Source organism: Xylophilus sp. ASV27, assembly GCF_016428875.1.
In the GTDB taxonomy this organism is placed as follows: Bacteria; Pseudomonadota; Gammaproteobacteria; order Burkholderiales; family Burkholderiaceae_C; genus Xylophilus.
On sequence record NZ_JAELTO010000140.1, the window covers coordinates 1 to 9,518 of the forward strand.

The 9,518-nt window shown below is 71.8% G+C and carries 11 protein-coding genes and 1 pseudogene; 5 read left to right on the forward strand and 7 right to left on the reverse strand.

All coding sequences use genetic code 11. The features are described 5' to 3' along the window. Together JHD63_RS20310 and ruvA are read right to left on the reverse strand one after the other, a co-directional pair. Nucleotides 1-508, reverse strand: a pseudogene (locus JHD63_RS20310) (hypothetical protein); the annotation flags it as partial. Between the two features lie 76 nt (nt 509-584). Next, nucleotides 585-1,157: a Holliday junction branch migration protein RuvA gene (ruvA, locus tag JHD63_RS20315; RefSeq protein ID WP_198972622.1), complete on the reverse strand. Its 573-nt coding sequence runs from the start codon at nt 1,155-1,157 to the stop codon at nt 585-587. Between the two features lie 108 nt (nt 1,158-1,265). Here ruvA and JHD63_RS20320 point away from each other — a divergent pair, with 108 nt between their 5' ends. Together JHD63_RS20320 and ybeY are read left to right on the forward strand one after the other, a co-directional pair. Next, the gene (locus tag JHD63_RS20320) at nt 1,266-2,222 is read left to right on the forward strand and encodes a PhoH family protein (RefSeq protein ID WP_198972623.1); all 957 of its coding nucleotides are present in this window, start codon (nt 1,266-1,268) and stop codon (nt 2,220-2,222) included. A gap of 53 nt (nt 2,223-2,275) precedes the next feature. Beyond that, nucleotides 2,276-2,734: an rRNA maturation RNase YbeY gene (gene ybeY / locus JHD63_RS20325; RefSeq protein WP_198972624.1), complete on the forward strand. Its 459-nt coding sequence runs from the start codon at nt 2,276-2,278 to the stop codon at nt 2,732-2,734. A 12-nt stretch (nt 2,735-2,746) separates the two neighbouring features. On the opposite strand, the gene dtd is transcribed toward ybeY, so the two are convergent. Further along, complete coding sequence (dtd, locus tag JHD63_RS20330) at nt 2,747-3,202, reverse strand: D-aminoacyl-tRNA deacylase (RefSeq protein WP_198972625.1); 456 nt, start codon at nt 3,200-3,202, stop codon at nt 2,747-2,749. A gap of 81 nt (nt 3,203-3,283) precedes the next feature. Here dtd and JHD63_RS20335 point away from each other — a divergent pair, with 81 nt between their 5' ends. Together JHD63_RS20335 and JHD63_RS20340 are read left to right on the forward strand one after the other, a co-directional pair. Continuing rightward, the gene (locus tag JHD63_RS20335; RefSeq protein ID WP_198972626.1) at nt 3,284-3,766 is read left to right on the forward strand and encodes a FecR family protein; all 483 of its coding nucleotides are present in this window, start codon (nt 3,284-3,286) and stop codon (nt 3,764-3,766) included. Further along, nucleotides 3,763-4,380, forward strand: coding sequence for an OmpA family protein (locus JHD63_RS20340; protein WP_198972627.1), 618 nt, complete (start codon nt 3,763-3,765; stop codon nt 4,378-4,380). The genes JHD63_RS20335 and JHD63_RS20340 overlap by 4 nt, the downstream gene beginning before the upstream one ends. Nucleotides 4,381-4,464: 84 nt before the next feature. Here the strand turns inward: JHD63_RS20340 and JHD63_RS20345 are convergent, their stop codons facing one another. The 4 genes from JHD63_RS20345 to dbpA form a co-directional block, all read right to left on the reverse strand. Then, nucleotides 4,465-5,193, reverse strand: a complete 729-nt coding sequence (locus tag JHD63_RS20345) for an anti-sigma factor (RefSeq protein WP_198972628.1) — start codon at nt 5,191-5,193, stop codon at nt 4,465-4,467. Continuing rightward, nucleotides 5,190-5,819 (reverse strand): sigma-70 family RNA polymerase sigma factor, encoded by a 630-nt coding sequence (locus tag JHD63_RS20350; protein WP_198972629.1) that lies wholly within the window; start codon nt 5,817-5,819, stop codon nt 5,190-5,192. Before JHD63_RS20350 ends, JHD63_RS20345 begins: the two co-directional genes overlap by 4 nt. A gap of 70 nt (nt 5,820-5,889) precedes the next feature. Further along, nucleotides 5,890-6,462, reverse strand: a complete 573-nt coding sequence (locus tag JHD63_RS20355; RefSeq protein ID WP_198972630.1) for a DUF3455 domain-containing protein — start codon at nt 6,460-6,462, stop codon at nt 5,890-5,892. Nucleotides 6,463-6,575: 113 nt separating this feature from the next. After that, complete coding sequence (gene dbpA / locus JHD63_RS20360) at nt 6,576-7,991, reverse strand: ATP-dependent RNA helicase DbpA (protein ID WP_198972631.1); 1,416 nt, start codon at nt 7,989-7,991, stop codon at nt 6,576-6,578. A 38-nt stretch (nt 7,992-8,029) separates the two neighbouring features. Here dbpA and gorA point away from each other — a divergent pair, with 38 nt between their 5' ends. Next, a complete protein-coding gene (gorA, locus tag JHD63_RS20365) occupies nt 8,030-9,394 on the forward strand; it encodes a glutathione-disulfide reductase (RefSeq protein WP_198972632.1) in 1,365 nt (454 codons plus the stop codon). The last annotated feature ends 124 nt before the right edge of the window (nt 9,395-9,518 follow it).

The window sequence follows — 9,518 nt, forward strand, 5'->3', positions numbered from 1 at the left end:
CCCCCCCCCCCCCCCCCCCCCCCCCCCCCCCCCCCCCCCCCCCCCCCCCCCCCCCCCCCCCCCCCCCCCCCCCCCCCCCCCCCCCCCCCCCCCCCCCCCCCCCCCCCCCCCCCCCCCCCCCCATCTTCAAGCCGAAGACGGCATACGCGATTTCCTGTACGGTCTCGTGGGCTCGGAGATGTGTATAAGAGACAGGCCGCGGCGCGCCGGGTGCGGGGGTCTCTGCGGCGGCGCGGGTGGTGGCCAGCGCCTGCAGCGCGATGGCGCTGGCGCGCGGCGCGGCCGCCAGATTGCGCGGGCGCGGGGCATGCAGTGCGGAGGCGCCGGCGTCCGTCTGCACGAAGGATTCGGCCCGGTCGATGGCGGTGCGCGGCGCGGCGGCCGACACGGCCGGGCCCTCCTGGGCGGACAGGCTCGCGGCCGAGCCCGCACTGTCGCCGCCGCCGCATGCGGCCAGCACAGCGGCCAGCACGCCTGTTGCCCACCATTGCCCGATCCTGCGCAGCATCCCGCTCTCCCTTGAAAAGAAGAGAGGAATGTACACAAGTTGAAACAAGCGCCGATGACGCCCCGGCGGCGGGAACCTACTTCGCGAGAGCCTTCAGCGCCAGCTTGATGCCCTCGCTCACGCCCAGGTCCGGCGGCAGGGCCTTGAGGGCGGCGCCGGCCTCGCGGTCGCTGTAGCCCAGGGCCACCAGCGCCTGCAGGATGTCGCCCTGGGCGTCGCTGGCGGCCCCGGCGCGCACGCCGATGTCGGCGCCGAGCTTGCCCTTCAGTTCCAGCAGCAGGCGCTCGGCGGTCTTCTTGCCGATGCCGGGCACCTTGACCAGGCGGCCGGCCTCCTGCAGCGAAACGACCTGCGCCAGCTCGGGCACGCTCATGCCCGAGAGCACCGACAACGCCATGCGCGGGCCGATGCCGGAGATCTTCACCAGTTGCCGGAAGGCGTCGCGCTCCTGCGCCGTGAGAAAGCCGTAGAGCAGCTGCGCGTCTTCGCGCACCACGAAATGGGTGAGCAGCGTGACCCGCTCGCCGGCGGCGGGCAGGTTGTAGAAGGTGCTCATGGGCACGTCCACCTCGTAGCCCACGCCCTGCACGTCCAGCAGCACCTGGGGCGGGTTCTTCTCGGCGAGCACGCCCTGCAGCCGGCCGATCACGGGCGGGCTCCGCGGGGGCGGCCCACGGGGGCGTACGAGAGGTGGAGGCGGGCGGCAACTGGCATGGGCGGGCATGTTAGCAGCGGGGCAAGGCGACAATACGCGCCCATGATCGTCCGCCACACCTTCACCCCGCTGAACAACCACCGCCTGTCGCACCTGTGCGGCCCGACCGATGCGCACCTGCGCAGCATCGAGGCGGCGCTGGACGTCTCCATCGCCCACCGGCACGAGCAGTTCAAGGTGGAAGGCCACAAGGCCAGGGCGAACCAGGCAATGGAGCTGCTGCAGGCGCTCTACGAACTGGCCGACCGCCCGATCGAGCCGCGCACGCTGCAACTGATGCTGGCCGGCGACGGCGGCATGGGCGAGGACGGCGGCTCCGCGCTCGCCACGCGCCGCGCCGACCTGCGCGCGCGCACGCCGACCCAGGCGCTGTACCTGGACAACATCGCCCAGCACGACATCACCTTCGGCATCGGCCCGGCCGGCACCGGCAAGACCTACCTGGCCGTGGCCTGCGCGGTCGACGCGCTGGAGCGCGCCGCCGTGCAGCGCATCGTGCTCACCCGCCCGGCGGTCGAGGCCGGCGAGCGGCTGGGCTTCCTGCCCGGCGACCTGAACCAGAAGGTGGACCCGTACCTGCGCCCGCTGTACGACGCGCTGTACGACCTGATGGGCTTCGAGCGCGTGGTCAAGGCCTTCGAGCGCAACGCGCTGGAGATCGCGCCGCTGGCCTTCATGCGCGGGCGCACGCTCAACAACGCCTTCGTCATCCTGGACGAGGCGCAGAACACCACGCCCGAGCAGATGAAGATGTTCCTGACCCGCATCGGCTTCGGCGCCCGGGCCGTGGTCACCGGCGACGTGAGCCAGATCGACCTGCCCAGGGGCGCGATGAGCGGCCTGGTCGAGGCCGAGCACGTGCTCAAGCGCGTCAAGGGCATTGCCGTCACCCGATTCACCACGGCCGACGTGGTGCGCCACCCGCTGGTGGCGCGCATCGTGGACGCCTACGACGCCGCCAGCCGGCCGGCCACGGCGCGCAAGCGCGGCGCAGCTTGATATCAAAACAATAGCTACAAACCCAGTAAACACCTGGGCTACAGCCATTTTTCATGCTCAATGAACTGAATCTGTCCCTGCAGTTCGCCCGCTTCCCCGAGGCCGCGCTGCACCGCGCCGCGCTGCCGCGGCACAAGGTGGCGCGCTGGATCCGCCACGCGCTGGAGCGCGACGGCGAGATCACGGTGCGCATCGTCGATACGGAAGAAGGCCAGGCGCTCAACCGCGACTACCGCGGCAAGGACTACGCCACCAACGTGCTCACCTTCGACTATGCGCAGCAGCCGCTGGTGGCGGCCGACCTGGTGCTGTGCGCGCCGGTGGTGGCGCGCGAGGCCCGGGAGCAGCACAAGACGCTGCAGGCGCACTACGCGCACCTGCTGGTGCACGGCACACTGCACGCGCAGGGCTGGGACCACGAGACCGGCGAGCAAGACGCCGAGGCCATGGAGGCGCGCGAGATCGAGATCCTTGCCGCGCTGGGCTTTGGCAACCCGTACCCATCGCCATGACCGCCGGCGCCCTCAACCGGGCGGCGCCGGCGCCACCGACAGCGGCACCGTCACCGGCCCGTCGTTGACCAACTGCACCTGCATGTCCGCGCCGAAGCGGCCGGCCTGCACCACCGGATGCAGCACGCGGGCCCGGGCGACGAACGCGTCATAGAGCCGGCGGCCGTCCTCCGGCGCCGCGGCGCGGGAAAAGCCGGGCCGCGTGCCGCTGGAGGTATCGGCCGCCAGCGTGAACTGGCTGACGATCAGCAGCCCGCCGCCCACGTCCTGCACGCTGCGGTTCATCTTCCGGGCCTGGTCCGGGAACACGCGCAGCTTCAGGATCTTGGCCAGCAGCCGTTCGCCCTCGGCCTCGGTATCGCCGCGCTCGGCGCACAGCAGGACCAGCAGCCCCGCGCCGATCTCCCCCACCGTCTCGCCGGCAATGCGCACGCGCGCCTCGGCCACCCGCTGCAGCAGCGCGATCATGGCGCGCGCACCGGTTGCGACGAAAATACTGGAACTCCAACTTGTCTTAGCATGCGCGCTTTCCCGCCCTGGAATGAAAAAATGAAGACTACAGGCATTCGCACGGTGGGCGTGCTGCTCATGGCCTGGGCCATGGCCCTGCCCGCAGGCGCGGCAGAGCCGGCGCCGCGCGCCGGCACCGTGAAGCTCGTCAAAGGCCAGGTCCGCGTGCAGAACGCCAGCGGCGAGCGCGCGCTGCAGTCCGGCGACGCGCTGAGCACTGCCGACCGCGTCGTGACCGGCGCCGACAGCTCCGTCAGCGTGGTGCTGCGCGACGGCACGGTGGTGGTGATCGGCCCTGCGAGCCGCCTGGAGCTCAAGGCCTTCGATTTCGACACCACCACCCACGAGGGCAACCTGGCGGTGGCGCTGCTGCGCGGCACCCTGCGCATGGTCACCGGGCTGATCGGCAAGACGCGGCATGACGCGGTCAAGGTGGAGACGCCGACCTCCACCGTCGGCATCCTTGGCACCGACTTCATCGTCGAGGCCCTGGACCCGGCGGCCGCCGGAGCGCAGCCGTGACGCGAGCGCTCGGGCGCACGCTGGCGGCCGTGGCATTGCTGCTGGCCCTGGCCGGCTGCGCCGGCAAGCCGCCACCCGGCCCGAGCACGCGGCTGATCCTGCTACCGCAGGCCGATGGCTCGGCGTCTGCCGTGGTGCTGCGCTCGGGCGGCGCGCAGCAGAAGCTCGCCACCCCGTTCGAGCGCGCCAGCGCCGCTGCCGGCGAGGTGCCGCGCGTCGAGCAACTGCCGCCCGAGACGGTGCGGCGCGACTACGCGCCGCTGTTCGCCACCGCGCCGCCGGCCGGCCAGCGCTTCGTGCTGTACTTCCAGCTCGGCACCAGCCTGCTCACGCTGGAGTCGGCGCGCATGCTCGGCGCCATTCTGGACGCGGCCACCCGGCATCCGGGCGGCGAGATCCTGGTCATCGGCCACACCGACACGCTGGGCTCCACGGAACTGAACGACCGGCTGTCGCTGCAGCGCGCCCGCGAGGTGCGCGACCTGTTCATCGCCCGCCGCTTCCCGGCCGAGCGCCTGGAAGCCTCGGGCCGCGGCAAGCGCGATCCGGCCGTGCCCACGCGCGACGCCGTGGCCGAGCAGCGCAACCGGCGCGTCGAGATCATCGTGCGCTAGATTTGCTACGAATTAAATAGCGTATAGCCCAGGCGGCCAGCCGGCCAGGCCGGCATTTCTTCAAGAACCCCGGGGGCGGCGGGCTCAGGCGACCTTCACCGCGCGGCCGATGAACTGGATCGGGCCGGTCGGCCGGTCCAGCGGCGAGCCGCCGGCAGGCTCCAGCGTCAGCTCGAACAGTTGGTTGGGCTGCAGCGGCGGCAGTTGGTCCAGCGGCACCTGAATGACCTGGCCGGGCTGCACCAGGCCCAGCGACTTCGGCCCGGACCAGCCGTCGGCCTTGGTCCAGAACTGCAGCGTCTTCTCGGGCGGCACTGCGGTGGGCGCGAGCGGGATCAGGTCCAGCGACTGCGGCGAGCGCGCCTGCACCACCCAGCCCGGCGCCTTGTCCTGCGGCGCCACCAGCACCACCAGGTACTGCGGCGCGGCGGGCGGCAGGGCCATCTGCCGCGCCAGCACGGTGGCCAGAATGGCCGCTGCGGCGAAACCCGCGCCGGCCAGGCCGCGCCAGAGGGACAGGCTGCCCCACCAGTCGCGCCGCGGCCGGGCCGGCGCCCGGGCCGCCTCGGCGGCGTCCACGCTGCGCGCGATGCGCTCCCACAGCGGTGCCGAAGGTTCCACCGGCGGCGCCAGCACGGTCAAGGGCAGCAGGCGCGCCTCCCAGGCCTCTACCGCCACGCGCAGCGCGGGCTCCAGGGCCATGCGGGACTCGACCTCGCGCCGGCGCGCGGCCGGCAGCGTGCCCAGCACGTAGTCGCCGGCCAGCGCATGCAGCGCGTCGTGGCGGTCCTCAGGGGTAGAAGTCGTGCTCATGCCATGCATTCCCGCAGCGCGCCCATGCCGCGCTGGATCCAGGCCTTGACCGTGCCCAGCGGCGTCTTCAGGCGGGCCGCGATCTCGCCGTGCGAGCAGCCCTCGACATAGGCATAGAGGATGCAGTCGCGCCGCGCCGGCTCCAGCCGGGTCAGGCAGTCGTGCAGGCGGCCCAGGTCGGCCGTCAGCTCGAAGGCGTCGCCGGCGCGGTGCGCCTGCAGCGCGGCCTCGTCATCGACCGCGGCGGCGGCCTCCTCGTCCAGCGCCACCTCGCGCGCGCCGTCGCGCACGTGGTTCAGTGCCGCGTTGCGCACCACGCTGTAGATCCAGCCCCGGCCCGCCCCGCGCCGCGGGTCGAAGCTCGCGGCGCGGCTCCAGATGGCGACGAAGGCGTCGTGCAGCACGTCCTCGGCCTGCTGCCGCTCGCGCACGATGCGCAGCGCCACGCCCAGCAGGAAGCGCGCCTCGCGCTGGTAGATGCGCTGCAGCGCCAGGCGGTCGCCGCGGGCACAGGCCTGCAGCTCGGCATCGTGGTCGAAGGCGTCGTCGGTGGTCGGCACGGTCGGCGGCGTCAGGGATAAACGGCCCTGCGCCGCGAAGGGACGGCAGGGGGCGAACCTGCGCATGGTAGTCGAGCCCATGGCGCGGCGGCGTCCCATTGCCGTGAATGAACGGGGACTAGCTACCCCGCCGGCCTCAGGCGGCCTTCCAGAAGATGTAGTCGGCCTGGTACTTGACGACGGTCTTGCGGCCCTTGTTGGAGGCATCGCAGGGCAGCGCCGACGGGGCCACGCCGCCTTGCAGCGCCACGCGCTGGATGTAGGTGACGCCGGTCATGGCGCCGCTGCCCACCGCCGGGTTGGCCTTGACCAACTGGTACGGCAGGTGGCCCGGGCCGGACGGCGCCACGGCCAGCTGGGTAGCCGTGACCTTGGAGCCATCCAGCGACTCCCAGGTGGCGGGCGGGCCGTAGTAGCGGCCGACCTGCTTGCCGCTTCGGTCCTTCAGCACCGCGTCCGGACCGATGAAGGTCCATTCCATCTGGCCCGGGGCGTTGGCCTTGTCACGGCATTCGTAGGTGATGTCGCCGCTGCCGACGGTTTCCAGGGCGACCTTGTGGCCGGCCGGCACCTGGATGGTGGGCGGCAGGCTGGCCTGCGAGTAGCTGCCGCCGCCCATCGGGCCCATAGAGCCGCAGGCGGCAAGCAGCGCGGCGGCGGACAGGGCGCCCAGGACGGCGGCGGAACGGAGCGAAGGCGAACGTTGCATGGTCTTCTCCAAAGGGTTGAATAGGCAGCGGACTGGTGTGCCGCTGCTGGTACTACCCATGGCGAAGCCGTCCGGATGCAGTGCCCCGCAAAAAAATTTGCCGAGGCCGGTGCCTACAGCAGCCGCACCTTGACGCTCTTGCCCTTGATGCGTCCGGCCGACAGGCGCTGCAGCGCCTCGCGCGCGATGCCGCGCTGCACCGCCACGTAGGTGGAGAAGTCGTTGACGCTGATCTTGCCGACCTGCTCGCGGGAGAAGCCGGCCTCGCCGGTGAGCGCGCCCAGCACGTCGCCGGCGCGGATCTTCTCCTTGCGGCCGCCGGCGATCTGCAGCGTGGCCATGGGCGGCACCAGCGGCGCGCCGCTGGCGGGCGTCAGTTCGGCGAGCGTGTGCCAATCCGATTCGCGCCCCTGCAACTGCTCGATCCTGCCGACGCTGCCCATCTCGTCCAGGCTGGCCAGGTTCAGGGCCAGGCCCTCGGCGTCGCCGCGGCCGGTGCGGCCGATGCGGTGGATGTGCACCTCGGCATCGGGCGCGGTGTCGACGTTGATGACCGCCTCGAGCTGGGCGATGTCCAGCCCGCGCGCGGCCACGTCGGTGGCCACCAGCACCGAGCAGCTGCCGTTGGCGAACTGCACCAGCACCTGGTCGCGGTCGCGCTGCTCCAGCTCGCCGTGCAGCGCCAGCGCCACGATGCCCTGCGCCTGCAGCACGTCGCACAGGTCGCGGCACTGCTGCTTGGTGTTGCAGAAGGCCAGCGTGCTGGCTGGGCGGAAGTGCGCCAGCAGCAGCGACACGGCGTGCAGCCGCTCGCTCTCGCGCACCTCGTACCAGTACTGGCGGATCTTGGCCGCGCTGTGCTGCGCCTTGACCGTCACCTGCTGCGTATCGCGCATGAACCTCTGCGCCAGCTGGGCGATGCCTTCCGGGTAGGTGGCCGAGAAAAGCAGGGTCTGGCGGTTCACCGGGCATTGCCTGGCCACCTTGGCGATGTCGTCGACAAAGCCCATGTCGAGCATGCGGTCGGCCTCGTCCAGCACCAGGGTGCTCAGCGCGGCCAGGTCCAGGTGGCCGCGGTCCAGGTGGTCCATGACGCGCCCGGGCGTGCCGACCACGATGTGGGCGCCATGCTCCAGGCTGGCGGTCTGCGCGCGCAGCGGCACGCCGCCGCACAGCGTGACCAGCTTCACGTTGTCCTGGGCGCGCGCCAGACGGCGGATCTCGGTGCTGACCTGGTCGGCCAGCTCGCGCGTGGGGCACAGCACCAGCGCCTGCACGGCAAAGCGCCGCGGGTTGAGCCGCGCCAGCAGGGCCAGGCCGAAGGCGGCCGTCTTGCCACTGCCGGTGGCGGCCTGGGCAATGATGTCCTTGCCCAACAGCGCCGGTGGCAGGCTGGCGGCCTGGATCGGCGTCATGCTGCGGTAGCCCAGCGCCTCCAGGTTGGCCAGCACGTGCGGCGCCAGCGCCAGGCGCGAGAAGTCGGAAGCCCCCGCCGCAGCGGCCGGGGAGGAATCGCGGGTATCGTTCATCGTCCGATTATCCGCACCGGTGCTGCCAGAGGAATTCCATGCAAAGCTATGACTTCGACCTTTTCGTGATCGGCGCCGGCAGCGGCGGCGTGCGCGCCGCGCGCATGGCGGCGCAGCGCGGCGCCCGCGTGGCGGTGGCCGAAGCCGGGGCGCTGGGCGGCACCTGCGTGAATGTGGGCTGCATCCCGAAGAAGCTCTACAGCTATGCCGCGGGCTATGCCGAGTCCTTCGAGGAAGCCGCCGGCTTTGGCTGGAAGCTGCACCAGCCCACCTTCGACTGGCCGGCGCTCAAGGCCGCGCGGGCCCAGGAGATCGCGCGGCTCAACGGCATCTACGGCCGCCTGCTGCAGGAGGCCGGCACCCGGCTGATCGAGGGCCGGGCGCAGGTCTGCGGGCCGCACGAGGTGCAGGTGGGCGAGCAGCGCTGGAGCGCCAGAACGATCCTGATCGCCACCGGCGGCCAGCCGCAGGTGCCCGATCTGCCGGGCCGCGAATGGATCAAGACCTCGGACGCCATGTTCGACCTGGACCCGTTCCCGCGCCGGCTGGTGGTGGTGGGCGGCGGCTACATCGCCTGCGAGTTCGCCTCCATCTTCAACGGGCTGGGCGCCCAGGTCACGCAGCTGCAGCGCGGCGCCGCGCTGCTGCGCGGCTTCGACCGGGACGTGCAGTCCTTCATCGCCGCCGAGATGGGCAAGGCCGGGGTCGCGCTGCACCTGCGCAGCCAGGTGAGCGCCATCGCGCGCCGGCACGACGGCAGCCTGGAGCTGACGCTTGCGGACGGAAGCGCGATCGCGGCCGACGCCGTGCTCTACGCCACCGGCCGCGTCCCGAACACCACCGGCCTGGGCCTGGAGAACGTCGGCGTGCGCCAGGCCGCCAACGGGGCGATCGAGGTCGACACCCACTACCGCAGCAGCGTGCCGTCGATCTATGCCATCGGCGATGTGTCCTCGCGCCTGCAGCTCACGCCCGTGGCCCTGGGCGAAGCCATGGCGCTGGTGGACCACCTGTTCGGCGACGGCCATCGCCGCATGGACTACGACTACGTGCCGACGGCCGTCTTCACCCACCCCAACATCGGTACCGTGGGACTGACCGAGGACGCCGCGCGGGAGCGCTATGGCCAGGTCACGGTCTTCCGCAGCGACTTCCGCGCGCTGCGCCACACGCTGTCGGGCCGCGACGAGCGCACCCTGGTCAAGCTGGTGGTGGACACGGCCAGCGACCGCGTCGTGGGACTGCACGTGGTCGGCGCGGACGCAGGCGAGATCGTGCAGGGCTTCGCCGTGGCCCTGCGCGCCGGCGCCACCAAGGCGCTGTTCGACAGCACGGTCGGCATCCACCCGACGCTGGCCGAGGAACTGGTCACGCTGCGCACGCCGATCGCCGCGGCTGCCTAATCTTACTGTGTCATAAATGTCACAATTCGATCTTCCGGACTTCGATTTGGAGGATCGATGAATGCAGCCGAGCGCTTCGATAGCTATCTGGAGCACCTGAGCGAAGGCCTGGGTCACGTGGACC

What these genes read in the sequence shown, in the direction of transcription:
- JHD63_RS20335 (WP_198972626.1), top strand. Translation starts at nt 3,284, where the DNA reads ATGAAGACTACAGGCATTCGCACGGTGGGCGTGCTGCTCATGGCCTGG.
- ybeY (WP_198972624.1), top strand. Translation starts at nt 2,276, where the DNA reads ATGCTCAATGAACTGAATCTGTCCCTGCAGTTCGCCCGCTTCCCCGAG.
- JHD63_RS20350 (WP_198972629.1), bottom strand. Translation starts at nt 5,819, where the DNA reads ATGCGCAGGTTCGCCCCCTGCCGTCCCTTCGCGGCGCAGGGCCGTTTA.
- JHD63_RS20355 (WP_198972630.1), bottom strand. Translation starts at nt 6,462, where the DNA reads ATGCAACGTTCGCCTTCGCTCCGTTCCGCCGCCGTCCTGGGCGCCCTG.
- dtd (WP_198972625.1), bottom strand. Translation starts at nt 3,202, where the DNA reads ATGATCGCGCTGCTGCAGCGGGTGGCCGAGGCGCGCGTGCGCATTGCC.
- dbpA (WP_198972631.1), bottom strand. Translation starts at nt 7,991, where the DNA reads ATGAACGATACCCGCGATTCCTCCCCGGCCGCTGCGGCGGGGGCTTCC.
- gorA (WP_198972632.1), top strand. Translation starts at nt 8,030, where the DNA reads ATGCAAAGCTATGACTTCGACCTTTTCGTGATCGGCGCCGGCAGCGGC.
- JHD63_RS20345 (WP_198972628.1), bottom strand. Translation starts at nt 5,193, where the DNA reads ATGAGCACGACTTCTACCCCTGAGGACCGCCACGACGCGCTGCATGCG.
- JHD63_RS20320 (WP_198972623.1), top strand. Translation starts at nt 1,266, where the DNA reads ATGATCGTCCGCCACACCTTCACCCCGCTGAACAACCACCGCCTGTCG.